General features: G+C 59.2%; 23 protein-coding genes and 1 pseudogene. All 24 read right to left on the bottom strand.

Annotated elements, in window-relative coordinates:
- Window positions 1–10: 10 nt before the first annotated feature.
- Window positions 11–598: a riboflavin synthase gene (locus HMPREF2681_RS10560; protein WP_016422724.1), complete on the bottom strand. Its 588-nt coding sequence runs from the start codon at window positions 596–598 to the stop codon at window positions 11–13.
- Window positions 599–667: 69 nt separating this feature from the next.
- Window positions 668–1,720 (bottom strand): bifunctional diaminohydroxyphosphoribosylaminopyrimidine deaminase/5-amino-6-(5-phosphoribosylamino)uracil reductase RibD, encoded by a 1,053-nt coding sequence (ribD, locus tag HMPREF2681_RS10555; RefSeq protein ID WP_070547088.1) that lies wholly within the window; start codon window positions 1,718–1,720, stop codon window positions 668–670.
- A 16-nt stretch (window positions 1,721–1,736) separates the two neighbouring features.
- The gene (rpe, locus tag HMPREF2681_RS10550; RefSeq protein ID WP_070547086.1) at window positions 1,737–2,405 is read right to left on the bottom strand and encodes a ribulose-phosphate 3-epimerase; all 669 of its coding nucleotides are present in this window, start codon (window positions 2,403–2,405) and stop codon (window positions 1,737–1,739) included.
- A gap of 11 nt (window positions 2,406–2,416) precedes the next feature.
- On the bottom strand, window positions 2,417–3,874 hold the full coding sequence (locus HMPREF2681_RS10545; RefSeq protein WP_070547085.1) for an RsmB/NOP family class I SAM-dependent RNA methyltransferase: 1,458 nt from the start codon (window positions 3,872–3,874) through the stop codon (window positions 2,417–2,419).
- Complete coding sequence (fmt, locus tag HMPREF2681_RS10540; protein ID WP_016422720.1) at window positions 3,875–4,849, bottom strand: methionyl-tRNA formyltransferase; 975 nt, start codon at window positions 4,847–4,849, stop codon at window positions 3,875–3,877.
- A gap of 94 nt (window positions 4,850–4,943) precedes the next feature.
- Window positions 4,944–5,447 (bottom strand): peptide deformylase, encoded by a 504-nt coding sequence (def, locus tag HMPREF2681_RS10535; protein ID WP_016422719.1) that lies wholly within the window; start codon window positions 5,445–5,447, stop codon window positions 4,944–4,946.
- A gap of 60 nt (window positions 5,448–5,507) precedes the next feature.
- Window positions 5,508–7,544, bottom strand: coding sequence for a primosomal protein N' (locus HMPREF2681_RS10530; protein WP_016422718.1), 2,037 nt, complete (start codon window positions 7,542–7,544; stop codon window positions 5,508–5,510).
- Between the two features lie 49 nt (window positions 7,545–7,593).
- Window positions 7,594–8,811, bottom strand: a complete 1,218-nt coding sequence (gene metK / locus HMPREF2681_RS10525) for a methionine adenosyltransferase (protein WP_016422717.1) — start codon at window positions 8,809–8,811, stop codon at window positions 7,594–7,596.
- 118 nt (window positions 8,812–8,929) lie between these two features.
- Complete coding sequence (coaBC, locus tag HMPREF2681_RS10520) at window positions 8,930–10,210, bottom strand: bifunctional phosphopantothenoylcysteine decarboxylase/phosphopantothenate--cysteine ligase CoaBC (protein ID WP_070547083.1); 1,281 nt, start codon at window positions 10,208–10,210, stop codon at window positions 8,930–8,932.
- A 27-nt stretch (window positions 10,211–10,237) separates the two neighbouring features.
- Window positions 10,238–10,516, bottom strand: a complete 279-nt coding sequence (gene rpoZ, locus HMPREF2681_RS10515; protein WP_005510796.1) for a DNA-directed RNA polymerase subunit omega — start codon at window positions 10,514–10,516, stop codon at window positions 10,238–10,240.
- Between the two features lie 117 nt (window positions 10,517–10,633).
- Entirely contained in the window at window positions 10,634–11,206 is a 573-nt protein-coding gene (gene gmk, locus HMPREF2681_RS10510) for a guanylate kinase (protein WP_070438382.1), read from the bottom strand.
- Between the two features lie 5 nt (window positions 11,207–11,211).
- On the bottom strand, window positions 11,212–11,538 hold the full coding sequence (gene mihF, locus HMPREF2681_RS10505; RefSeq protein WP_016422714.1) for an integration host factor, actinobacterial type: 327 nt from the start codon (window positions 11,536–11,538) through the stop codon (window positions 11,212–11,214).
- A gap of 421 nt (window positions 11,539–11,959) precedes the next feature.
- A complete protein-coding gene (pyrF, locus tag HMPREF2681_RS10500; protein WP_070547081.1) occupies window positions 11,960–12,829 on the bottom strand; it encodes an orotidine-5'-phosphate decarboxylase in 870 nt (289 codons plus the stop codon).
- 1 nt (window position 12,830) lies between these two features.
- Complete coding sequence (carB, locus tag HMPREF2681_RS10495) at window positions 12,831–16,190, bottom strand: carbamoyl-phosphate synthase large subunit (RefSeq protein ID WP_048731855.1); 3,360 nt, start codon at window positions 16,188–16,190, stop codon at window positions 12,831–12,833.
- Window positions 16,191–16,214: 24 nt separating this feature from the next.
- Window positions 16,215–17,447: a glutamine-hydrolyzing carbamoyl-phosphate synthase small subunit gene (gene carA, locus HMPREF2681_RS10490; protein ID WP_370550218.1), complete on the bottom strand. Its 1,233-nt coding sequence runs from the start codon at window positions 17,445–17,447 to the stop codon at window positions 16,215–16,217.
- 38 nt (window positions 17,448–17,485) lie between these two features.
- Entirely contained in the window at window positions 17,486–18,847 is a 1,362-nt protein-coding gene (locus HMPREF2681_RS10485; protein ID WP_070547077.1) for a dihydroorotase, read from the bottom strand.
- Window positions 18,848–19,801: an aspartate carbamoyltransferase catalytic subunit gene (locus HMPREF2681_RS10480; protein ID WP_016422709.1), complete on the bottom strand. Its 954-nt coding sequence runs from the start codon at window positions 19,799–19,801 to the stop codon at window positions 18,848–18,850.
- Window positions 19,798–20,367 (bottom strand): bifunctional pyr operon transcriptional regulator/uracil phosphoribosyltransferase PyrR, encoded by a 570-nt coding sequence (gene pyrR / locus HMPREF2681_RS10475; RefSeq protein ID WP_016422708.1) that lies wholly within the window; start codon window positions 20,365–20,367, stop codon window positions 19,798–19,800. Before pyrR ends, HMPREF2681_RS10480 begins: the two co-directional genes overlap by 4 nt.
- A 434-nt stretch (window positions 20,368–20,801) precedes the next feature.
- Window positions 20,802–21,323: pseudogene (nusB, locus tag HMPREF2681_RS10470) on the bottom strand (transcription antitermination factor NusB); the annotation flags it as partial.
- Between the two features lie 48 nt (window positions 21,324–21,371).
- Entirely contained in the window at window positions 21,372–21,935 is a 564-nt protein-coding gene (gene efp, locus HMPREF2681_RS10465) for an elongation factor P (RefSeq protein ID WP_016422706.1), read from the bottom strand.
- Window positions 21,936–22,022: 87 nt separating this feature from the next.
- On the bottom strand, window positions 22,023–23,195 hold the full coding sequence (locus tag HMPREF2681_RS10460) for a M24 family metallopeptidase (RefSeq protein WP_070438375.1): 1,173 nt from the start codon (window positions 23,193–23,195) through the stop codon (window positions 22,023–22,025).
- Window positions 23,192–23,668: a type II 3-dehydroquinate dehydratase gene (aroQ, locus tag HMPREF2681_RS10455; protein ID WP_016422704.1), complete on the bottom strand. Its 477-nt coding sequence runs from the start codon at window positions 23,666–23,668 to the stop codon at window positions 23,192–23,194. The genes HMPREF2681_RS10460 and aroQ overlap by 4 nt, the downstream gene beginning before the upstream one ends.
- On the bottom strand, window positions 23,665–24,774 hold the full coding sequence (gene aroB / locus HMPREF2681_RS10450) for a 3-dehydroquinate synthase (RefSeq protein WP_016422703.1): 1,110 nt from the start codon (window positions 24,772–24,774) through the stop codon (window positions 23,665–23,667). Before aroB ends, aroQ begins: the two co-directional genes overlap by 4 nt.
- Before the next feature lie 87 nt (window positions 24,775–24,861).
- Window positions 24,862–25,383 (bottom strand): shikimate kinase, encoded by a 522-nt coding sequence (locus HMPREF2681_RS10445; protein WP_016422702.1) that lies wholly within the window; start codon window positions 25,381–25,383, stop codon window positions 24,862–24,864.
- Window positions 25,384–25,415: the final 32 nt, after the last annotated feature.

Genomic DNA, 25,415 nt, shown 5'->3' with positions numbered 1-25,415 from the left:
GTCTTGTAGCTTATCTTTCCAACATTTTCTCGACGTACTTGGCTAGCACATCGACTTCCAAATTGACCTTGGCGCCTACCGCGGTCGAACCAATAACGGAGTCCGTCAGCGTCGTCGGTATCAGGCTGACCTCAAAGAACCCCTCGCCTACTGCAGAGACGGTCAACGAAGTACCATCCACGGCAATTGAGCCCTTTTCCACGACATACTTGGAGAGATGCTCCGGCAGCGAAATCCGCACTACTTCCCAGCGCTCCCCTGGCGTGCGCGAAATAACCTCGCCGGTGCCATCGACATGTCCCTGCACGATATGGCCGCCGAGGCGTTGACCGACTGCGGTTGCACGTTCGAGGTTGACCTTGGAGCCGACCTCAACCTGGCCGAGGCTCGACCTATCCAGAGTCTCTTGCATGAGATCAGCGGTAAAGAAATCATCGCCAAACTCCACGACGGTCAAACAAACGCCATTGACAGCAATGGAATCACCGTGGTGCACGTCGTCAAGCACGGTGGTCGCGCGAATGGTCAGAGTAATCGAATCGGCTTCGCGGTGGATTTCGCGAATTTCGCCGAGTTCCTCAACAATTCCCGTAAACATAGTGGTCAGGAAAATCCTTTACCGTTTGTTATAAATTGAAAGATTTTTACAAAATTAACTCTAGCCGGTCTACCCGCGATCTTTGCCACTGCGGAGAGCCGTAATCAAAATGTCATCTCCCAGAGTCTCGACCGCGACGGTACGAAAGCGCGAGATGTCAGTGATGGTGGTCTCATGGTTGGCCGATGTCACCGGCAGACCAGCTCCGAGAAACGCCGGGGCAATGTAAGACTCAATCGCGTCGACAGCATCGGCTTCTAAGAAAGCGCTGGCGAGCCGTGGGCCGCCTTCTACCAGCACGTCAATAAGTCCCATATCCGCCATTGTCTCCAGCGCCACTTCCACATCGTGAGTGCGAATGTGGCGGAAGTTATCGCCGCGGATATTCGCACCGGCGGCGACCTCCGAGGTGCCGATCGCGATGCGCAGGGGTTGCGTTGACAGCTCCTCGCCGTCTGGTGTGCGCGCGGTCAATCGCGGATTGTCAGCGAGCACTGTTCCCGTTCCGACGACAATCGCTTGCCGACGTGCACGATCGATATGTACCCGTGCCCGCGCCTGCTCCCCCGTAATCCACTGCGAGGTGCGGTCGGTAGCGGCGGCGAAACCATCCAGCGTGCCCGCCGTCTTCAGCGTGATGTGTGGGCGCCGAGTGCGCTGCCAGTGTAACCATGGACGCAGATAGCCATCCGCCACACGATTGCGTTGGAACTCCTCGACCACGTCGATTCCCTTGTATCGCAACCACTCGCTGCCGCCAGCGGCCACGGGATTAGGATCGGCGACCGCAAATATGACGCGGGAAACTCCGGCTGCCGCAAGTGCCTCGGTGCACGGTGGTGTACGGCCGATATGATTGCACGGCTCTAGTGTGACCACTGCAGTACCGCCCTGAGCTCGTGCCCCCGCCATTTCCAATGCCTGTGGCTCTGCGTGTCGGCCACCTACCGGCTCAGTTCCGGCCACACCTACCGCAATCCCTGCGGTATCGAGGATGACGCAACCAATCGGTGGATTGGGATAGGTGGTGCCTCGAACTCGCTGGCCGGCTTCTATGGCCAATGCCATAGCTTGGGCGTCAGTCAGCGGCTGTGCGGAGACGAGATCCGGAAACTGTGCCACCGTGCTTCACCGCCGTCTACTTAGCTGCAGCAGCAGTTGCCAGAGCGCGCAGCTCATCGATTGCCGCGGCACGATTCTCAGCGCCGAATACGGCCGACCCTGCAACGAAGGCGTCGCAACCGGCGGCGGCAGCGGATTCGATGGTCTTGGCGGAGATACCACCGTCGATCTCGATCAGAGTATCCAGACCTTCGGCATCAATGCGTTCACGCAGCTTCTCGACCTTGGCCAGCTGATCCGGCATAAAGGACTGGCCCCCGAAACCGGGTTCGACACTCATGACCAGCACCTCGTCGAATTCGGCGAGGTGATCCAGCCACGGCTCAATTGGGGTACCCGGGCGCAGCGAGAACCCGGCCTTCACGCCCTGAGAACGAATGTGGCGTGCCAGTGCGATGGCGTCGTCGGCGGCTTCCACATGGAAAATAACCGAGCTCGCCCCCGCCTTAATGTAGGTGTCGACCCACTTCTCCGGGTTCTCAATCATGAGATGGACATCCAAGTACTTGTCCGTCACCGCAGCTACGGCCTCCAGCACCGGAGCGCCGAAGGACAGGTTGGGAACGAAGTGGCCATCCATAACGTCGATATGTAGCCAATCTGCATTGGCTACAGCCGCAACCTCGCGGTCGAGGCGAGCGAAGTCAGCAGCGAGAATGGACGGGGCAATAATTGGTGCGCTCATAACCTCTGAGCCTAGTCGTTCTTGCGCAAAACTGAGAAGAACATCGCATCGGTACCGTGGCGGTGTGGCCACATCTGCACAGATGGATACGGTCCGACATCGGTCATCGGCGCTACCAACTCGTGTGCATTCAGCTCAGTCACCGGCAATTCCGTCACTGCCCTATCGACAATTCCCCTGGTTTCCCGCAGATGCGGAGAACACGTGGAATAGACGATGATGCCACCCGGCCGTGCCAGACGCACAGCTTCACTGAGCAGTTCAAACTGCAGCGCAGTCAAGGAGTTCAGATCGGACGCCGACTTCCGCCAGCGCGCTTCCGGGCGACGGCGAAGCGAGCCCAAACCAGAGCACGGCGCGTCTACCAAAATGCGGTCAAAGCCTGCCTCCAGCCCGGTATCGCGACCATCCGCAACCGTTACAGTCACTGGCAGCCCGGCCGTGGCCTTCTTCACCAGTTCTGCGCGAGTCGCAGATACCTCAACAGCATCGAGCTTCGCGCCCTCAATAGCAGCGATGCCACCGATGAAAGCTGACTTACCACCGGGGCCGGAACACAGATCTAACCAGCGGCCGCTGTCTTCACCGGCAACGGGTGCCATGGTGACGGCACGCGCAATGAGCTGAGAACCCTCGTCCTGCACCGCAGCCAAGCCCTGTCGGACCGGCTCCAATTCTCCTGGGGCACCGGAATCCAAGCGCACGCAGTACGGCGACCACGGTCCCTCTTCACCGCCGGTGATCAGTGCCAATTCCTCAGCAGTAATCTCGCCCGGACGAGCGACCAAGTGCACCAACGGGCGCGCATCGTCGGCAGCGAGTGCCTGCTGCAGCTCACCGGCTTGTGCACCGAGTGCGCGGGCAAACTCCATCGCAATCCAGCGCGGGTGGGCATGCTTCATCGCTACGTAGCTAATCGGATCGGTCGCAGGATCCGGCGCGACCTCAGCCACCCATTCGCCTTCGGTCTTCGAGGAAACTTTCCTCAAAATGGCATTGACAAAGCCGCGCGCACCAGGTCCCGCTACCTTCGCCACCGCCCGCACCGAGGTATCGACCGCCGCGTAGGCATCGACGCGCGTACGCAGCAGCTGGTACGTGCCCAGGCGCAACACATCCATCACCGGTCCAGCAATATCGTTTAACGGGCGTGACGACGATGCCTCAATCACGGCATCCAACAGGCCTTCCGCCCGCAGTGTGCCGTACGTCAGCTCAGTTGCAAAAGCAGCATCCCGACCCTTGAGCTTGTGTGCCTTCAGCAACCTGGGCAGCAGCAGGTTCGCGTAAGCATCATTCTCGCGAACGTCGGCTAGTACCTTCAGTGCGACCTTGCGCGGTTGGTCAATGCCACCGCGATTGTCCCCACCTCTGTTGTCACGGTTACGGTTGCGGTCATTGCGGTTCTGTCCGCTGCGGTTGCCGCGCTGCCGTCCGCCACCGGTGTGGCGGGGTTTGTCGTTGCCCATTTACTCGCAGACCTTTCCGCCGGGTTGGCTACCTCGCGCCCAGTCGGACGCATCCATCATCTTCTTACCCTGTGGCTGCACCTTCACCAGCTGCACATAGCCATCGGCACAACGCACAGATACTCGGTGCTTCTCCACTACCAACTCACCCGGTGTGGCGGCTGCCGCCTCCGGAGCAGCTGCCTTTCGCACCTCGTCGACCGCGGCGCTGTCCTCGTCGGAAAGCGGGGTGAGCTCTCCGACCTTCAAACGTGCGCCGTCGAGAGTTGTCCACGCACCTGGGGCAGGCGTGAATGCACGAGCGCGGCGGTCAAGAAGATGTCGCGGCTGAGTCCAAACGATTCGGGCATCCTCCGGCCCGAACTTAGCGGCGTAACTGACATCCTGTTCTGGCTGAGCGGTCGGACGCAACGCACCGGCTTCGATGCCGTCCATGGTGGCGGCTAGAAGATCCGCGCCGGAGTATGCCAGGCGGGTCAAAAGGTCGTCGGCATTATCGGTCGGGCGAATCGCTTCGGTGACGGTACCGAAAACTGGTCCGGTATCCAGACCCTTTTCAATCCGGAAAGTACTGGCACCCGTGACTTCATCGCCGGCAGCGATAGCTGCCTGCACCGGCGCGGCACCTCGCCAAGCAGGAAGCAGTGAGAAATGCAGATTGACCCAGCCGTGCGTCGGTACATCGAGCAATTCCTCCGGCACGAGATTGCCGTAGGCGACCACCGGGATGCAGTCGGCGTTTAATTCGCGGATCTGCTGCTGGATCTCTTCATCGCGCAGGGTCGTCGGGGTGAGCACGGGAATGTCGTGTTCCAAGGCCAGAGCCTTCACCGGCGAGGGCGAAAGCGACTTACCGCGGCCACGGCGGGCATCGGGGCGAGTGAGAACAGCGACGATTTCATGACGGGAGTCTTCGAGCAACTTCTTCAGTGCAACGACAGCAGGTTCCGGGGTTCCGGCAAAAATCAGGCGCACAGTAAGTGGATTCCTTCCTGGTGGACCTAGTTGTTCTAGTTAATCTAGTGATGAAACTCGGGGCGCCACACCCAGGGGTCTAGGCGCAGGTGAGTTAACCGCGGTTGAGGAACCAGTCCTGCTCACGCAGAGAACGCATCGCGGTCTTGCGCTCGTCGCCCTCGAGACGCTTCAAAAACAGCACACCATCCAGGTGGTCGCTTTCATGCTGCACACAGCGAGCCAGCAAATCATCAGCTTCGAAGCTCACCGGTGTGCCGTGGCGATCCTGGCCAGTAACGCGCACACGTGCGTGTCGAGTCACGGGTCCATTAATACCCGGGATAGATAGGCATCCTTCGATTTCGTGGACAGTCTCGTCGCCGATGGCTTCCCATTCCGGATTGACGATGTGCCCGCGGGTGCCGTTGCAGTCGTAGACGAAAACGCGCTGCAGCACGCCGACCTGGTTTGCCGCGAGCCCGACGCCCTGTTGCTCGTCCATCGTGTCGAACATGTCATCAATCAGGTGCGACAGCGTCGCGTCGAAATCAGTGACGGTATCCGCCTTGGACAGCAACACCGGATCGCCGAAAAGACGTACCTCACGAACTGCCATGAACTTAGAGCCTCCAAGAAAACTGGTGTGAATCAAGCGATAACGCGCTCATTTTAGCAGCTAGCCGAAATTAATCGGATCGACGACAACGCGCACCGGCGTCGGGTCCTTCCTGGTCGCTCGAACGACCTGTGCTGCCTTCAACGCCGCTCCCACCGCCCGTGCTTGCCGACGGTCACAGCGCACCAACATCCGCTGAATAGGTGTACCCGGTTCCACGCCTGCTGGTGGTCTGGCGTTGCGGGGAAGGTCTACCGGCCCCAGGATTTCCGCGCCCGATGGAACCTCCAGGGACTCCATGAAGTTACGCAGGCCCTCTTCAGTCCCGTCCACCGCTGCCACGTGAAAGGCCGGAGGCAGAGTGGCGGCTGTACGGTCGGCCAATTCCCTGTTCGCAGCGCCTACCGCGTCCCATGCCAGAAGATCGGCCACAGTCGGGACTGCAGCATCCGCATCGATAACCACTGCCCCTCCTCGCTCCCGCGGTCGCGCAAGCGTGACAGCTCGAGACCAATGCGCATAGGCCTCTTCATGAGCGCGCAAGTCCTGCCGGCCGAGCATCGCCCAAGTGTCCAGCAGCATCACTGCACCGTAGCCCTCCGGCGCATAAGGCTCGGCTCCCGGCGTGGCCACCACGACCCTCGGGCCTTCGGGAATGTCGTCAACAATCCGTTCGCCAGAGGAAGCGACGACTGGGAATGGACTGAAAATACGACCAAACTCTTCCGCCGTACGTTCACTGCCGACCACGACTGGCCGAATCTTGGTGGAACCGCAGCTATGGCAACGGTGGTGGATGTCGATGCGGCCACACCACCGACAGGTCGGCGGCGCCGGATCGTCCGGGTTATCGGACGGTGGAATTCCCAGTGGACCGTTACACCAGCGACAGCGCGCAGGAGCACCACAGGAACGACACGACAATGTCGGTACATATCCCTTGCGGGGTACCTGGACCAGAATCGGAAGCTCTTCGCGCAGCGCGGCTTTTGCCCGTCGAAAAGCGATGGCAGGAAGGCGTCCCCTACTGACGTCATCCGGGTCTTCGGAAGTGTCCGTGGAGGCAATCATCTCCGGCATGGATTCAGCGAGGGCGTCGGCGCCTGCAACCAGATTGTGCGCCCAACCTGAGGAGACCAGCAGCTGCACCTCTGCTGTACGGCTATACGATGCAAAAATAAGAGCGCATCCCTCCTGCGCACTTCGCGTGACCAGCACCTCGCGAGAGTGGACGTAGGGTGCGCGGGGGTCTACGAGGTTGTCATCGCCATCATCGACAATCACTGCTAAACGCAGATTCTGCACTGGGGCGTACGCTGCCGAACGCGTGCCGACGACTATGCGCCCCTGGCCGTGCAGGATATCCAGGTACCGGCGATAGCGGGACTCGGGCCCGAGACCAGCCCCGAGAAGAGTGAGCTGACGGGCAGAAATGAGCTCGCGAAAAGCGCTCTCGAAGCGCGCCTGCATGCGTGCGTCCGGCACAATGATGAGAACACCGCCACCATCGCGGGCGACCGAAACGCTGAGCGCGGCGAGCATGGCTGCCACCTGTTCCCCTGGAACTGGCTGCCACGCTGCGCGTGCCGGGGCGCCCTTGCGGACGGAATCGACAAAGGATTCGCCGAAGACATAGTTGCCCCAAGCGGAAAGATCCGGATCCTCGGTGGCAAGCTTTCCCAATTCCTCCCACGTCGGGGGCATGTTCTCCTTGCGGGCACGTTCGGCCCGTGCATGGCGGGTTGGGATGGCGGAGCGAATGATGTTTGAGCGTGTTGCGCCGTAATACTCCGCCAGAGAATCCACCAACCGTCGAAGCTGTGGCGGATAGACAACCTCAGTGCTGATGACATCCTTGAGATAGGACAGTTTGCCGTCGTGAGTGGGCGTGGCACAGCGCTCCAGCACCAGCGCATTGACCAATTGGCCGTGGAATCGAATCCGCACCCGGCAACCGACAACCGCTTCCTCCGCTAGCGCGCGCGGAACCAGGTAATCGAAGGGGCGATCCAACTGCGGCAGCCCCAAAAGTGGAAGCACCCGCGCGACTGGCAGCTTCTCAGCTGCGGCGGCGGGTGCGAAGGGGGCGTCGGTCATAGAGTCTTACTCTACTTCCCCACCCCAGGGTCATGCTGGCGGGTGGTGTTTATCCCAGGCCAGCGGCTGCGCGGAGCTCTTCAACACGGTTGAGTTGCTCCCACGGCAGGTCCAAGTCAGTTCGGCCGAAGTGACCGTAGGTGGAGGTCTGCGCATAAATCGGGCGCAGCAAGTCCAGGTCACGAATAATAGCGGCCGGACGAAGGTCGAAGACCTTGTTGATAGCCTCGCGGATGGCGTCGTCTGAAACGTGACCGGTGCCGAAAGAGTCGACGTAAAGGCCTACCGGGCGAGCGCGGCCGATAGCGTAGGCGACCTGAATCTCCAGGCGGTCAGCCAGACCCGCAGCCACGGCATTCTTCGCAACCCAACGGGTGGCATAAGCGCCGGAGCGGTCCACCTTTGACGGGTCCTTACCCGAGAATGCGCCGCCACCGTGGCGAGCCATACCGCCGTAGGTGTCGACGATAATCTTGCGGCCGGTCAGGCCGGCATCGCCCATCGGCCCACCGATAATAAATTGGCCAGACGGGTTGACCAGCAGCTTCAATTCATCGGTAACAAAGCGCTCGCGCAAGTTAGCGTCGTCGAGCACCCAATCGACTACGTGAGTCTTAATCTGCTCGGTAATCCACTCCTGGGTCACATCCGGGTCGTGCTGCGTGGACACCACAACAGTGTCCAAGTACACCGGGTTATTGTCTTCGTCGTAAGCGAAGGTGACCTGAGTCTTACCATCCGGTCGAAGCGATGGGACGATGCCTTCCTTGCGTACCTGCGTCAAGCGGCGAGCCAGGCGGTGTGCCAGCGCAATCGGTAGCGGCATGTACTCCGGAGTTTCGTTGGTAGCGTAGCCGAACATCAGCCCCTGGTCGCCAGCGCCCTTGAGATCTTCTGCTTCGACTTCGCCATCAGAGCTGCGTGCTTCCAGAGAAGTGTGCACACCGTCGTGAATATCTGAGGACTGCTCACCGATCGAAACGGAGACGCCGCAGGTCTTGCCGTCAAAGCCCTTTTCAGAAGAATCGAAACCGATCTCCTTCAGTCGACTCCGGACAATACCGGGGATGTCAACGTAGCTCTTCGTGCGAACTTCGCCAACAACATGGACTAAACCGGTAGTCACCACAGTCTCAACGGCGACCATCGATGCAGAATCCTGCGCGAGCATAGCGTCAAGGATGGAGTCCGAAATCGAGTCGCAAATCTTATCTGGGTGCCCCTCGGTAACAGATTCACTGGAAAACAGCCGAAGATTAGAGGCCACGAGCAGTACAACTTTCTTCTAGATCATTTCCCCACGCCTGCGGTGTCGCTGCGGCGTGGGTTTTCGTTTGATTCGATAATTATAGACCAAGCGGTTCAGTCGCCGTAGTAGGCCTCCGCTACTCCGCTGGCTGAGGTTCCTGTCGCAGCTCGGAAACTGCATCCAAAATCGAACCGGCCACCGAGAATTTTGAGCCCCGCGGCACGTCCCACTGCTCGCCATCGAGAGACAACAACCATCCGACATTGTCCGTCGCACCGAAAGTTTGCCCACCTGAGACGTCGTTACACATGAGCAAATCGCAGCCCTTGCGCACAATTTTCTGCTTCGCAAGCTCGAGTGGCGTCGTCGTCTCGTCGCCGGTCTCAGCCGCAAAGCCCACCATCGTCGTGGTTGCCGGAATCTCGCCCGCTTTACGCCGCTCCACAGTGGTAGCCAGAATGTCAGGGTTTTCTACGAGCTGGATGTTGCTCAAAGCGTCGTCTGCGACGCCCTTCTTCATCTTGGCCCCAGCGGTCGATGCCGGACGGAAGTCGGCGACGGCAGCGGCAAAAATGCAGACATCGGCCAACTTGGAGTGTTCGTGGGCGGCCTTGGCCATCTCCAAAGTGGAATCAACCTTTACAACATTCGCGCCCAGCGGTGTCGGCAACTGATCTGTATGTCCTGCCACCACAGTGACCTGAGCGCCACGCTGTGCTGCCATCTCAGCTAGCGCGAAGCCCTGACGCCCTGAGGAGTGGTTGCCGATAAAACGTACCGGGTCGATAGCCTCACGGGTGCCACCGGCAGTAATCATGAAGCGCACGCCCTCGAAGTCGCGGCGGAAGTGGCGCGGATTCTCGACTGCCGCTAATGCCAGCGAAACTATCTGCTCTGGCTCCGGCAGACGACCTGGACCAGTGTCCTTACCAGTCAAACGGCCATGGGCCGGATCGAGGACAATAGTGCCATGGCGACGAAGAATCGCGACATTATCGCGCGTAGCTGGATGGTTCCACATCTCAGTGTGCATGGCAGGAGCCAGAACCACCGGGCAGGTCGCCACAAGCAAAGTTGCGGTGAGAAGGTCGTCGGCACGCCCGTGTGCGGCACGCGCCATAAAGTCGGCAGTCGCGGGAACCACGACGACGAGGTCGGCCTCCTGCCCCACGCGGACATGCTGAACTTCATCGACTGCGTCAAAAACCGTAGTCGACACCGGGTTCCCCGACAGCGCCTCGAAAGTAGCCGCACCTACAAAATTCAATGCGGACTCGGTGGGAACGACGCGAACATCGTGACCGAGTTCCTTGAAGCCACGAACAACGTGTGCGGCCTTATATGCAGCGATGCCGCCGGCAACCCCGACGACAACCTTTAAACATTCGGATACGTCAGCATTACCGGCGGCATGCATACAGATATCTCCCCTTAAGGAAATGCTCTAGCCCTCAGTGTGGTCCAGCAGACCAGCGTTGATTTCACGAAGAGCGATGGACAGAGGCTTCTCAGCGACCCCCGGAGTAACCAGCGGGCCAACGTACTCCAGCATGCCTTCGTCAATCTGCTGGTAGTAGTCATTAATCTGGCGTGCACGCTTGGCAGCGAAGATAGCCAGAGCGTACTTCGAAGAAGCCTTACCAAGCAGCTCATCGATCGGCGGATTGGTAATACCAATTGGCGGGTCGAACACTGCCTCGGTGGCGGTATTTTCCTGGGTCACGAGAAATCTTTCCTCAATAGAACGTGAGTTACTGGGGTGACAATAGAAACCGTCGGAGCAATAGAAACACCATTGCTTGGAAACGATTTCTACTATCGATGATGTGGAGTCGCCCTGTTACTTGCCAGTAGTCAGCGCCTGAGCGATGGCCGCCACAGCATCATCGACATTGTCGTTGACAACAACCTCATCGAATTCGTGCTGAGCATCCATTTCCACTCGCGCGGTTTCCAGGCGACGCTTGACTTGCGCCTCGGTTTCCGTGCCACGACCAGTGAGCCTGCTGACGAGAATCTCCCAGCTTGGCGGAGCCAAGAACAGCAGGTGAGCATTCGGCGCTACCTTACGGATGGAGCGGGCTCCCGCCAGATCCACCTCAACGAGTACCGGACGTCCCTCGGCGAGAGCTTTATCCACCGGGCCACGCGGCGTTCCAGAACGCTGCAGACCACCGTGGATTTCAGCCCACTCGAGCATCTCTCCTGCATCAATATGCTGTTGGAACTTCTCCGGGGTCACGAAGAAATAGTCGCGGCCATCGACCTCACCCGGCCGTGCGGCGCGGGTGGTCATGGAAACGCTGAAGTACAGTCCGGGAACCTCGGCACGGAGCCGACTGACAACAGTGGATTTTCCCACACCGGCAGGGCCGGCAAGGACTACCAGCTGACCGTTTTCATTCCCGGCCACTGCGACTAGTCCTCCACTGCGTAGCCGAAGCGCTCCAGCAGAGCGCGACGCTGACGGTCACCCAGGCCACGCAGGCGGCGGGTCTGAGCAATCTCCAGGTCATTCATGATGTCCTGTGCCTTGACCTTGCCGACCTTCGGCAGAGCCTCGAGCAGAGCGGAGACTTTCATCTTGCCGATGATCTCGTTCTCGTCAGCCTGCTTGAGAACCTCTGGCAGGTCGATAGCGCCACGCTTCAGCTTGTCCTTGAGCTCTGCGCGTACCTTGCGGGCCTGAGCTGCCTTCTCGAGTGCTGCTGCACGCTGCTCCGGGGTCAACTGCGGAAGGGCCACGTGTTCCTCCGTAAAAATAGATTGGTTAGCTTCTTATTTACTTGCACGAGCCTCGCGTCCACCAAGGGCAGGCAACGACACCGTGCTTAACGATTGGAGACCGTACCGCACTTACCGGTTGTTGAGGCAAATGCTGACGGGGTGTCGATAAAAATGACACCAGGGCTTTATCCGCCCCACCTTTCGGTCGTGGTCAACCAACTCCGGCGATTGTAGCACCGTTTGCCCAGGAGAATGGAAATTGACCACGGTTTTTGTACGAAATCTCCCAGGAATCGTCACAGTAACTTGCCCATACCTACTCCGCCGCCACCTGAGGCTCATTAGGAAAATCTCGGCAGCTAGGTACGGAAGAAGCCCGCAGGGGCACCTGTTCTATGAGGTGCGCCCTGCGGGCCTCTGCCAAATCGTCGATTCGCTGCTAACTCTCGGATAGGAACGGAGCCGCAGCTTCAATAGTTGCGCGCCGCAGCGCAGCAGGATCAGGCCCAGCGGAGAGAATTGCACGCGAAATATTTGGCAGTGCAAGCCCCTTGGATTCCCCTGCCAGACGATCTACATCGGCCGGGGTTCCACCCTGAGCTCCCACACCGGGCATGAGAATGGGACCGCGCAGGTCACTGAGCACCGGGGCGTCGTCAAGCGTTGCGCCAACAACAACGCCGATGCTGCCCGCCTTTGCACCAGCGTCAATCTGGCGGGCATTAATAGCGGCTGCCTGGTTGACCATGGTCTGAGCCAGACTCTCACCCGAAACGGTCGCCTTTTGTACGGACGCACCTTCCGGATTGGACGTTGCGGCCAACACGAACAGGCCGCGTCCGTTCTCCAACGCCAACGAAACCGCCGGATCAAGAGCACCGAACCCGAGGTACGGAGAAACCGTCAGAGCGTCGGCTGCCAGCGGCGAGCCATCCGATAGCCAGGCATCAGCGTATGCAGCCATCGTCGAACCGATATCGCCACGCTTGGCATCTGCAATCGACAGCGCACCGGCGTCCTTCAGATCTGCCAACGTCCGCTCCAGGACGGCAAAGCCCTTGGAACCGTAGGCTTCAAAGAACGCCACCTGGGGCTTGACGACGGCAACGATGTCACCGAACGCCTCGACGCATGTGGCGGCAAAACGCTCTAGACCGTCAGCCGAATACGGCAACTGCCAGGCATCCAGCAGCCCCGGGTGCGGGTCGATGCCCACGCAGAGCCGACCGCGCTCGGCGACAACCTCGCTGAGGCGATCGCCGAAACCTTTGACTGTCCGCACTGCGGAACCTTCAGCCTTCGCGGTCATGTTAGGCCTGCTCCTGAGCAGCCAACTCTGCCGGGTGGAGTTCCTGCAGAGCCTTAACGCTCATCTCACCGTTGCGCAGTGCCAGAATGCCCTGCAGTGCGGCGACGGCCCCCTGAGCGGTGGTCACACAAGTTACGCCCTGGCTCACAGCAGCAGCGCGAATCTCATATCCGTCAGAGCGTGCGCCAGCAGAACCGGACGGGGTGTTGATAATGATGTCAACCTCACCGTCGCGAATCATGTCGACGATGTCGCGCTCGTCCGTCGGTGCTTCGGAATCAGTCGTACGCTTTGCGACGACCTCACACTCAACACCGTTGCGGCGCAGCATACCGGCCGTACCCTCCGTTGCCAGGATGCGGAATCCCATATCCGCCAGCGTGAGGATCGGGAAGACCAGAGTGCGCTTATCGCGGTTGGCCAGCGAGACGAAGATCGTGCCCTCGGTCGGCAGCTCACCGAAACCGGCCAGCTCGCCCTTGGCGAAAGCGGCACCAAAGTTGTCGGCCAGGCCCATGACTTCACCGGTGGACTTCATCTCCGGGCTCAGCAGGCTGTCGAGAGCGCGGCCCTCGAAGTCGCGGAAGCGGTTGAACGGCAGGACCGCTTCCTTAACCGCAATCGGAGCGTCAGCAGGCAGGGAGCCACCGTCGAAGTTGGACGGGATCATGCCCTCTTCGCGCAGTTCCGCGATAGTAGCGCCCATCATGACGCGGGACGCGGCCTTAGCCAGCGGAACCGAGGTTGCCTTGGAGACAAACGGTACGGTGCGAGATGCACGCGGGTTGGCCTCGATGACGTAGAGGGTCTCGTCCTTGAGTGCGTACTGAACGTTCATCAGGCCCTTGACACCGATGCCATGTGCCAGTGCCTTGGTGGATTCACGCACCTTGTCGATGATGCCTGCCGACAGAGTCATCGGAGGCAGCGCACACGCGGAGTCACCGGAGTGAATACCGGCTTCCTCGATGTGCTCCATAACGCCGCCGAGGTAGACCTCTTCCCCATCACACAGTGCATCAACATCAATCTCGATGGCGCTGTCCAGGAAGCGGTCAACCAGTACCGGGTGCTCATTGGACAGCTCGGTAGCGCGGTTGATGTAGTCCTCCAGAGTGGCCTCATCGTAGACGATTTCCATGCCACGGCCGCCGAGGACGTAGGACGGACGGACCAGCACCGGGTAACCGATACCAGCGGCAACCTGGCGAGCTTCTGCGAAGGAGGTGGCGGTACCGAACTCCGGCGCCGGCAGCTTGGCCTCAGCCAGCACCTTGCCGAACTCACCGCGGTCCTCAGCCAGGTCGATTGCCTCTGGGCTAGTGCCGACAATCGGAACGCCTGCGGCCTGCAGACGCTCCGCCAGGCCCAGCGGGGTCTGGCCACCGAGCTGAACAATGACGCCTGCGACCTTTCCGGACTGGCTCTCAGCGTGGTAGACCTCGAGGACATCCTCGAAGGTCAATGGCTCGAAATAGAGGCGATCTGCGGTGTCGTAGTCGGTGGAAACCGTTTCCGGGTTGCAGTTGACCATGACGGTCTCGTAGCCAACGCGGGAAAGCTCGAGGGCCGCGTGGACACAGGAGTAGTCGAACTCAATGCCCTGGCCGATACGGTTCGGACCAGAACCGAGGATGATGACCTTTTCCTTCTCGGTCTGCGGGGCGACCTCGGACTCAGCAGCCGGGTCCAGCTCGTATGCCGAGTAGTGGTACGGAGTCTGTGCTTCGAACTCGGCGGAGCAGGTATCGACAGTCTTGAATACCGGGTGGATGTTCAGGCGCCAGCGCAGCTCGCGCACGCCGTCTTCCCCGGCCAACTCCGGACGCAGCGCAGCAATCTGAGCGTCGGACAGGCCCCAATACTTAGCCTCACGCAGCAGGTCGGAGGTCAGCACCGGAGCGTCGATAAGCTCCTTGCGGATATCCTGCAGGTTTTCCATCTCGGCGATAAACCACGGATCCAGGCCGGAAGCTTCGTGGATCTGCTCGATGGAAGCACCCAAACGCTGAGCCAGCTCAACGTCGTAGATGCGGCCTTCAGTCGGACGCTTCAGATCTTCAAGGACAGCGTTGACATCGTTTGCGCGCTCACCTGCGAAGTCCTCATCCGGAACAGTCCAGAAACCAGCTGGCTTGTTCTCCAGCGAGCGCATGACCTTACCGAGCGCGCCGATGTAGTTACGGCCGATAGCCATGGCCTCACCGACGGACTTCATGGTGGTGGTCAGCGTATCGTCAGCACCTGGGAACTTCTCGAAAGCAAAGCGTGGAGCCTTGACAATCACGTAGTCCTGCACCGGCTCAAACGCTGCCGGGGTTTCACCGGTGATGTCGTTGGTGATCTCATCAAGGGTGTAGCCGATAGCCAGCTTGGCAGCAATCTTTGCAATCGGGAAACCAGTTGCCTTGGAAGCAAGCGCCGACGAGCGGGAGACACGCGGGTTCATCTCAATGGTGATGATGCGGCCGTCATTCGGGTTGATGGCGAACTGGATGTTACAGCCACCGGTGTCAACGCCGACCTCACGCAGAATTGCGATGCCTTGGTCACGCATGGTCTGGAACTCGCGGTCGGTCAGAGTCATCGACGGGGCGACAGTCACCGAGTCACCAGTGTGGACACCGAGGGCATCAACGTTTTCAATGGAGCAGACCACGACGACGTTGTCGTCGCCATCGCGCATGAGCTCGAGCTCAAATTCCTTCCAGCCGAGGATGGACTCCTCGATCAGAACATTGGCCTCGGGCGATGCGGCCAGGCCGCCACCTGCAATACGGTCGAGGTCTTCCTGGTTGAAGGCCAGACCGGAACCCAGACCGCCCATGGTGAACGAAGGGCGAACAACGACCGGAAGACCGAGCTCTGCAACAGTCTCATGGACTTCTTCCATGTTGTGGCAGACGCGGGAACGAGCGGACTCGCCACCAATCTTGGCGACGATGTCCTTGAACATCTGGCGATCCTCACCGCGCTGAATGGCCGGAATATCAGCACCAATCAGCTCGACATTGTACTTCTCCAGAATGCCCTCGCGGTCCAGCTGAATAGCTGCGTTCAGAGCAGTCTGGCCACCGAGAGTTGCCAGGACAGCGTCAATCGGGTTGCCCTCTGCAGCTTCCTTGGCCAGGATCTTTTCGATGTACTTGGTTTCAATCGGCTCGATATAGGTGGAGTCTGCGAACTCCGGGTCAGTCATAATCGTTGCCGGGTTGGAGTTGACCAGCGTGACTCGCAGGCCTTCTTCGCGTAGCACGCGGCAAGCCTGGGTGCCGGAGTAGTCGAACTCGCAGGCCTGACCGATAACAATCGGGCCGGAGCCGATAACCAGTACGTGGTTGATGTCTGTACGACGTGGCATGGTGTTAGGTCCCTTAGCCCTTTCCTACTTGTTCGAGTTTCCGGTTGCGGACTTGTTGAAATCGACCTTCTGGATCAGCGCCAGGAAGTCATCAAAGAGAGAGTGCGCATCGTGCGGGCCGGCTGCGGACTCCGGGTGGTACTGCACAGAAAAGGCCATGCCGTTCTTCAGTGCGACACCTTCCACGACGTCGTCGTTAAGGCAGGTGTGCGTAACCTCTGCCTCGCCCCACGGGGTATCGAAACTCTCGCCGGCCTTGCCTTCAAGTGCGAAGCCGTGGTTCTGAGCGGTGATAAAAATACGGCCAGTGTGGTGGTCCTTCACCGGAACATTGACGCCGCGGTGACCGAAGACCAGCTTGTAGGTACTCAGGCCGAGTGCGCGGCCAAGAATCTGGTTACCGAAGCAGATACCGAATAGCGGCATACCGTCATCGAGGGCAGCCTTGGCGACCGCAACCATCTCATCAGCGGTTGCCGGGTCACCCGGGCCGTTGGACAAGAAGACACCGTCCGGCTGGTATTCCTTCTTAATATCTTCGTACGGAGTGTTAGCCGGAACAACTACGACTTCCAGGCCACGCTTAGCCAGCTCACGCGGGGTGTTGGACTTGATGCCCAGGTCGTAGGCCACAACACGTGCCTTCTTCTCCCCCTGTGGTTCCACGACATAGGCCTCATCGGTGCTGACCTCGCGAGCCAGGTCCGCGCCCTTCATCGCAGGCTGAGCGCGAACGATTTCCACCAGCTTATCGACGGGCTGCTGTGCGTCCTCACCGGAGAAAATACCAGCGGCAATCGAGCCATTGTCGCGCAAATGGCGAACCAGCGCGCGGGTATCAATCTGGCGGATACCGATGATGCCCTGTGCCTTCAGTTCATCTTCCAAGCTGCGCTCCGAGCGCCAGTTGGAGGGAATGCGCGACAAATCGCGGATAATAAAGCCAGCTGCCCAAATCTGGTTTCCGCGGGACTCGTAGTCCTCATCGTTCCAACCGGTGTTGCCGATCTGTGGTGCGGTAGCCACAATCAGCTGGCGGTGGTAGGACGGGTCCGTCAGGGTTTCCTGGTAGCCCGTCATAGCGGTGGTAAAAACTGCCTCACCCAGGGTTGTACCGGTGGCGCCGAAACCGCGTCCGCGGAACACTCGGCCATCTGCCAATACCAGGACTGCCGCTGTAGCGGCCGCGGCCTGCGACTCGTTGCTCACGTTATTGCCTTTCAGTTGGGTAGCGTGCGAGGAATTTACATTAATCATACGGGACGCATGTGAATGTTTATGCGTTGACATGAATATTATCCAGCGACCTCTCCGTTAAGAGCGGTCACCTTACCGCGCAGCACGGTAGCTGCCACGGACACGGCCATCTCCATTTCCTCATATGGAGTGTTCTCAGACTTCGACGCCAGGTCTTCGCCGCGGACCGTCCACTTTTTGCCCGGGTCAACAACGGTCAGGTTGGCAGGCTCACCGACAGCAATCGGACGGCCGTGCCCCGGTAGCTTCACGATTTGAGCGGGACGCTCACTCATGACCTTGGCCAGCCAGCGCCAATCACAATCGCCCTTCAAAACGAACTCTTCGGCGATGATTGGCATCGAGGTCTCCAGACCAAGCATGCCGGGCTTAGCGTGCTCGAACTCGCAGCACTTTTCTTCAGAGCCGTGCGGAGCGTGGTCGGTAGCGACACAGTCAATGATCCCGTCAATCAGAGCCTGACGCAGAGCCAGGGTGTCGCGCTGCTCACGCAGCGGCGGATTGACGCGGTAGACGCCGTCGTAGGTCTCCAACTTCTCATCGGTGAGAATCAGGTGATGCGGGGTAACCTCGGCGGTCAGCGGAATATCATGCTCCTTTGCCCACTTGACCAGCTCAACCGTGCCTTCGGTGGAAGCGTGGCAGATGTGCATGCGTCCGCCGTAGTCGCGAGCCATAATGGCATCTCGGGCCACGATGGACTCCTCAGCTACGCGCGGCCACCCGGTCAGGCCGAGTCGTGCGGCGGTCGGACCTTCGTGAGCCGATGCATCTGCGGTCAGACGCGGATCTTCGCAGTGCTGCGCCAGCAATACGTCTTCGCCGCGGGCGTATTCAATCGCGCGGCGCATAATCAGCGGATTGTCAACGCACTTACCGTCATCGGAGAACATGCGTACCTTCGCCTGCGAGTCTGCCATCATGCCGAACTCAGTCAGCGTCTCGCCCTTCAGCCCCTTAGTAATGGATCCGACCGGGTGAACGTCGCAGAGGTTCAGCGCCTGGCCCTTGAGCCACACCGACTCAGCAATCGAGGGGTCATCGGTTACCGGCGCGGTATTGGCCATAGTGAACACTGCGGTGAAACCACCGCGTGCTGCGGCAGCGGAACCAGTGGCCAGGGTTTCCGTATCTTCACGGCCCGGCTCCCGCAGGTGCACATGGATGTCAACCAGGCCTGGCAAGAGAACGAGGGAGTCGAACTCCAGGACCTCTACCCCGTCCTCAACCGTGAGGTTTTCGCCAATCTCAGCGATGACGCCATCTTCAATCAAGACGTCGACGTCTTCGCCTTCACCGTAGGGACGCACACCCTTCAGCAGCAGCTGTCCCCGTGCGGGTGCTGCCAATGGTCCTACCTCGGGGTACGAGGCTTCGTCATACTCATTGCGATTCGACATTTATGCCTGCCCTTCCAAGTTGGCGGAAACACCTGAGGTCAGCAGTGTGAAAAGAACTGCCATGCGGACGTGGACACCGTTGGCTACCTGCTGCAGCACGGCGGTGCGCGGCAGATCAGCGACGGCGTCGTTAATTTCCATGCCACGAAGCATCGGACCTGGGTGCATCACGATGCAGTCGTCGCGAAGCATCTTCTCGCGAGCCTTCGACAGCCCGTAGCGAGTGGCGTATTCGCGATGGGATGGGAAGAAGCCTCCGTTCATGCGCTCCTGCTGAACGCGGAGCATCATCACGGCATCAGCATCGCGGATCTCGTCTTCCATGCGGTAGGCAACACGCACCGGCCAGGTCTCGATGCCAAACGGCAGCAGCGTCGGTGGCGCGACGAACACGACCTCGGCGCCGAGCTTGCTCAGCAGATCGGCGTTAGAGCGAGCGACGCGAGAATGCAAAATATCGCCAACGATGACGACCTTGCGCCCCTCAATTCCACCGAGGCGCTGACGCAACGTCACTGCGTCCAGGAGAGCCTGCGTCGGGTGCTGGTGCTTTCCGTCACCCGCGTTGATGATCGATGGGCCGTTGCCAAATTCCTCAGTCCACTTGGCGATCAGCTGTGCCGCGCCCGACGATGGGTGCCTAACGACGATGGCATCGCCGCCGATAGCATCCAAAGTCAGCGCGGTGTCTTTCAGACTTTCGCCTTTCTTCACAGAGGAAGAGGAAGCCGAGATATTAATAACATCGGCGCTCATCCACTTACCCGCAGTCTCAAAAGAAGAGCGGGTACGCGTGGAGTTCTCGTAAAAGAGGTTGTAAATAGTGCGGCCGCGCAGGGTCGGCAGCTTCTTAATTTCCCGACCGCGGATGACCTCCTTGAAACGATCGGCCTCATCCATCAGGCCGACAATTTCATCCTTGGTCAAATCCGCAATGCTAATCAGGTGTTTCACTGTTCCTCCGCCCGGGTGAGAATAACCGCGTCACGGCCGTCAAGTGCCTCTACCAGCACATCGACGTCTTCGTCGCGGGAAGTTGGCAGATTCTTACCGACGTAATCGGCGCGAATTGGTAGTTGACGATGACCACGATCAACCAGCACTGCAAGCTGAATTACTCGCGGGCGACCGATGTCAGCAATAGCGTCGAGTGCGGCGCGAATCGTGCGACCTGAGAAGAGGACATCGTCTACGAGAACAACGGTGGTGCCGTCGATTCCGGAGTTTGGAATGTTCGTGGGCTGCAGGGCGCGGTGCGGGCCCTTGCGCAAGTCATCCCTGTACAGGGTGATATCAAGCGATCCAGTTTCCGGGCGAATGCCGGAGAACTGTTCAATCAAATCGGCTAGCTTCTCCGCCAGCGGTACGCCACCAGATGGAATGCCGAGGAGAACTACGCGCCCAGCATTTGGGCTATCCAGCGCAGTTTTTTCAATAATTTGGTGCGCGATGCGCGCGATGGTACGTGCAACTTCGTCTGCATTGAGCAGCTCGGTTGTTTGCGGCGTTCCTTCGCTCATCGTGACCTCCTTCCCCGCCTCTCAGTGCGGTCCGTTAAAGGATGTCTTGATTGTGGATATTTAATTATCAGTTTGCATGACTCGCAACTACGGGCGCGGTGCAAACTTCCGCTGACCAGAATAGCACTCACACTTAAATTGCCTCTAAATGCAACAAAACTCCAAGCCCCCAAAAAAGGGACTTGGAGTTTCAGACAATCCGCGAGAACCGACTGTGATCGGCTCGCAGTGAGCCCGGCCGCTTTGATTGGCTAGGACCCGTTCTCGCTCTTAGCCACGTCTTCAGCCACCAGCTTGGCAATATCGCTCATGTCCAGGCCGGTAATCTTAGCCATCTCATCGGAGTCAGCCAGTGCCTTGTCAGCTTCCTCATTTGCAGCAGCCTGTGCCTGAATAGCCTCGTCGAACTGGGACTCGCCCACCGAAGTGCTAACAGCTGCTGCTGCCAGGCGTGCCTGGTCGGCAATCTTGGCCTCGGCATCGAGAACTGCGTTGATGTACGGTGCCGCCACATCAGTGGAGTATTCCGATGCCAGCTCAACGCCTTCCACCACGGCCACACGCGGAGGCACGTCGGAGTTGTAGAACAGCTCCCAGGTGGAAAGACGCAAGATAGCACGGTCGACTGCCGGTAGGCGACGCAGCGGCCACTCCTCCGTCAGGTACGAGGAAATCGTCGAGTCGATACCGATAATTTCCGCAGCTACACCGCGCACGATCTGCTCGGTGTACTCCGCAATTGGATTCACATCCAGATCTGGATTACGGACCATTTCCAGCCGCTCTTCAAGAAGCTTGACGACGTCGACGCCTCGCTGCTCGGCCTCAAATAGCAGATCTACCGCACGACGGCGCGCACGGTAGCGCGCGCCGTGGCGCTTGTAGTTAGGTTCGCGAACTTTCGCGGACTCCTGCGCATCCGGGGTCTCGACGGACTTGTGATCCTTTTCAGTCATGGATGTGTATGTATCGCTCTCAACAAAAGGGTGAACTAGATGAGGGAATTAGTGGTTGACGCGGGACAGGTAGGAGCCGTCACGGGTGTCGACCTTCAGTACGTCGCCGGTTTCGATGAACAGCGGCACCTGAATCTCAGCGCCAGTCTCCAAAGTTGCCGGCTTGGTGCCACCGGTGGAGCGGTCGCCCTGCAGACCCGGGTCGGTCTGCTCAACCTTCAGTTCAACCGAAACAGGCATTTCAGCGAAAAGAACGTTGCCCTCATGGAAGGACACCTGGCAGGTGGTTTCCGGAAGCAGGAACTTAGCACCCTCCGGCATCTGAGCGTCCAGGATGGAAATCTGGTCGTAGGTCTTGTCGTCCATGAAGACGTATCCTTCACCGTCGTGGTACAGGTACGTCATGTCGCGACGGTCGACGGTAGCAGTCTCAATCTTGACGCCAGCGTTGAAAGTCTTGTCAACAACCTTGCCGGTCAGAACGTCCTTCAGCTTGGTGCGGACGAATGCCGGACCCTTACCTGGCTTGACGTGCTGGAACTCCACGATCTGCTGAAGCTTGTTGTCGTGCTTGATAACTAGACCGTTTTTAAAATCTGCGGTGGTAGCCAACTAAACTCTCCTGAAATTGTTAAAAAGCTCTCTGACGAAACCACGATACTCCGTATCTCATCGAGAGAAAAATAAAACGCCGTGATGTTAGGCTCGCGGTTTCGACAGCTGCGTAATAATTTCCGGCTCGGTGTCGGTGATAATCAACGTATCTTCGATGCGCACACCGCCGAACCCCGGCACATAAATACCAGGCTCGATGGTCAACGTCATGCCAGCTGCCAACTTCCCCTTGCCGGTGCGACCAGCAAATGGAGCCTCATGCACCTCAATACCGATTCCGTGGCCGGTGGAATGAACGAAGTGCTCCCCATAACCAGCCTTTTCAATAATGTCCCGGCATGCTGCGTCTACAGCCACAACATCAGCCCCTGGCACGGCCGCTTTTACGCCAGCCAGCTGGGCTTCCAGCACGACATTGTAAATCTCTCGGGCCTTCTCGTCTGCGAACTCCACCCCGGCAACAATCGCGCCGTCCAAATCTGACGACGTATTGTTCGAATCGCTTTCGCTTGACGACGTTCCCGCCTCACCGGCAAAGAGGGTACGTGTCATATCTGAGTTGTAGCCCCCGGCAAAGGCGCCAAAGTCAATAGTGACCAGGTCACCTGCCTCGATTACGCGATCTTCCGCTCCGTGGTGTGGCTTGGCGGAATTCGGGCCGCTCGCGACAATCGTGTCGAAGCTAGGCCGATCGGCGCCATGCATGCGCATGCGGTACTCCAACTCTGCGGCGACTTCGCGCTCCGTGCGGCCGGCGACCACGATGCCGTCGTGAAGCAAGTCCTCGAATGCGCGGACCGCGATGTCAGCGACGTGGCGCAGAGCGACGAGTTCTGTATCGGACTTGACCTCCCGCAGTTTAGAGACGACGCCCGTAGTCGATACCAGCTCGAGTGCCTGTGGCCGGGCATCCTCTAGCTCTTGATAAGCGGCCATAGTGAGGAACTCAGATTCAACACCAAGACGCGAGATATCCAGCTTTCGGCATTGACCGACGAGTGCCACGCCGGTGTTGCGGGCGGTGAGTAACTCCACGTCCGGTGCCTGTTTGCCAGCCTGAACCGTATAGCGGCCGTCGGTGGAAAGCAGCGCTTCCCCACTGGCCGCAACAATCAAACCAGCATTCGAGCCGTGGAAACCTGTAAGCCAACCAACATGCGTCGGATCGACTGTGAGGAAACCGTCGCAGTCGTTGTCGGACAATGCGTCGATAAGAGCGGCTCGGCGGGCGGCGTAGTTCGTGGAGATATCTGTCATAGTTTCGTACTCACCCTTCTCAGTGCCATGGAATACCCATCAGTTCCGCATCCGACGATAACGCCCGCGGCAAGCGCCGACAGGTACGAGTGGTGCCGAAACTCCTCCCGGGCGTGAATGTTTGAAATATGGACCTCGTGGAAGCCCGCGCCGTCGGCAATTTCGGCAAGCGCGTCACGTAGGGCGACGGAGGTGTGTGTCAACCCCCCTGGATTGATAATGACTGGCCAACCGTAGTCGGCAGCTTCGTGAACCCACTCGATGAGTTGACCTTCATAGTTGGATTGGCGGCAATCCACTACGACGCCAAGCTCCTTGGCTAGGGTGCGAAGTTCAGATTCGACATCGGCCAAAGTAGTGGCACCGTAAATTTCTGGCTGACGCTTGCCTAGACGATCGAGGTTCGGGCCGTTCAGAACAAGCACGGTCGGAATCGCCGTTGTGGCATCAGTTGCTGCGCGAAGAGAGGTCATGAGCGGGCTGACTCCTCCGATGCGGCGTGCCCATTGTTGCAGAGCAGTTCGTATGCACGCTCGAGGTCATCCATTCCCGGGCCTTCAAGACGGGCTGTTTCACCGGGGTTGTCCAGAATAACGAATCGGATCGCACCATCGCGGTTCTTCTTATCCCTGGTCATAGCATCGTAGAGCTCGGTAAAACGACCTGCCTGGTAGGTCGTTGGCAGCCCAATGCACTCTAGGATGCGACGGTGGCGGTCTACGAGTTCCTGATCAATATGTCCGGTGATCTTGGCCAGCTCAGCAACATAAACCATGCCTACAGCTACGGCGTGGCCATGGCGCCAGCGGTAGTTTTCAAAGTGCTCAACGGCATGACCGAAAGTGTGGCCATAGTTCAGGATCTCACGGAGGCCAGATTCCTTCAGATCCTCAACGACAACGCGTGCCTTGACAGCAATCGCGCGCTCGACCAGTTCTGGCAGGTCACCGTCAACATCGAGGCAGGCCTGCGGGTTTGCCTCGTAAAGATCGAGAATCTTCGTGTCCGCGATAAATCCAGCCTTGATAATCTCTGCCGAGCCCGCAATCAGCTCGGCCTTCGGCAAGGTGCGCAGGACGTCAAGGTCACAAAACACCGCGGCAGGCTCGTGGAAAGCGCCGACCAGGTTCTTGCCGGCTGCAGTGTTGATACCGGTCTTACCGCCGACAGCCGCGTCGACCATGCCGAGCAGCGTCGTCGGGACCTGGATAACCTTCACTCCACGCATCCACGCGGCGGCGACGAATCCACCGAAGTCTGTGGCTGCACCGCCGCCAATCGCGATTACCGCGTCACGCCGGCCCAGACCGCGTTCACCAAAAGTGTCCCAAACTGTTTCAGCAACTGCGAGCGTCTTGCCCTCCTCCGCATCCGGAATCTGGATGCTGAAAGCGTCGACTCCCTTGTCCGCCAGTGCCTTGATGACGCCGAAGCTCAGCTCTTGAACGCTCCCCTGGTGAATTACCGCAACCTGGGAGGCAAAGGTAGCGGCCTCCGCAATCTGCTCGGTGAGTCCATGCCCCATGGTCACCGTGTACGGGGATGGGCCTTCAACACGGATTGTGCGGGTTGAGTTCATTGTCAGTCCCTAGTCGTTAGCGTAAGAAATGTATGGAGTTGCTGGTTATACGGCAGTGATTAGCTGCCGCCTTTTAAGAGTCGCCAGTTAAGCCTCGTCGCAGGTTTCATCGAGGTAGCTGAGGATCTCGGCCACAACGCGCTGCGGGGAACGTTCGTCGGAACGCACCTTGAAAGTGGCTGCATCTTCGTAAAAAGCTCGGCGAGCCTCATAGAGCGCGCGGTAATGAGCCTCAGGGGCATCCGCCTGGAGCACCGGGCGCGAATTGTTACCCGCTGTACGACGGACCCCCTCTGCAATGCTGATCTCGAGGTAGACGACGTTATGGTCTGCCAGCAGGTCACGGGTCGCCTGCGAAATCACGGCACCACCGCCAAGTGAGACGATTCCGTCGTGGGTCAGAGCCTCCGCCACGATTTGTTCCTCGATACGGCGGAATTCCGGCTCTCCCAGCTCGGAAAAGACTTCCCCACAAGTCTTGCCCATGCGCTGTTCAATCATCTCATCGGTATCGGTGAGTCTTGTGCTCAATGCACGAGACAGTCGACGACCGATGGTGGACTTTCCCGATCCGGGCGGTCCGACAAGGACAATAGTAGGAACGGACATTCCCCTCGTTTTACCCTTCTTCGTGTGCGCGA

It is taken from the genome of Corynebacterium sp. HMSC064H12 (genome assembly GCF_001809925.1).
Lineage (GTDB): Bacteria > Actinomycetota > Actinomycetes > Mycobacteriales > Mycobacteriaceae > Corynebacterium > Corynebacterium jeikeium_D.
The sequence above is the reverse complement of the archived record's forward strand: the minus strand, read 5'-3'. Positions and strand labels throughout refer to the sequence as shown.